Origin of the sequence: Pseudomonas sp. 2995-3 (genome assembly GCF_002742565.1) — a bacterium.
Lineage (GTDB): Bacteria > Pseudomonadota > Gammaproteobacteria > Pseudomonadales > Pseudomonadaceae > Aquipseudomonas > Aquipseudomonas edaphica.
The window spans coordinates 1-292 of record NZ_LJSB01000025.1 but is presented as its reverse complement, the minus strand read 5'-3'; the positions used below and the strand labels follow the sequence as shown (position 1 = coordinate 292).

Below are 292 nucleotides of genomic sequence, written 5' to 3'. Positions count from 1 at the left end.
GCTACACACCATAACACTGGTGACAAATGGTGTATCTATCCAATGTACTCTTTCGCGCATCCACTTGAAGATGCTATTGAAGGAGTAACTCATTCCATCTGTACACTGGAGTTTGAAGATCAACGACCATTGTATAACTGGGTTGTTGAAAATTGTGAAATGGATGCTACACCAAGACAAATTGAATTTGCTAGATTGAACTTAACAAATACAGTAATGAGTAAGCGAAAGTTAAAGCAGTTTGTTGATGAAAATTATGTTGATGGCTGGGACGACCCGAGAATGCCAACTA

General features: G+C 38.7%; 1 protein-coding gene. It reads left to right on the top strand.

Annotated features, from left to right (window positions below):
• Positions 1-292: glutamate--tRNA ligase family protein (locus AOA62_RS00090; protein WP_256592213.1), on the top strand; the 292-nt coding region annotated here is incomplete at both ends.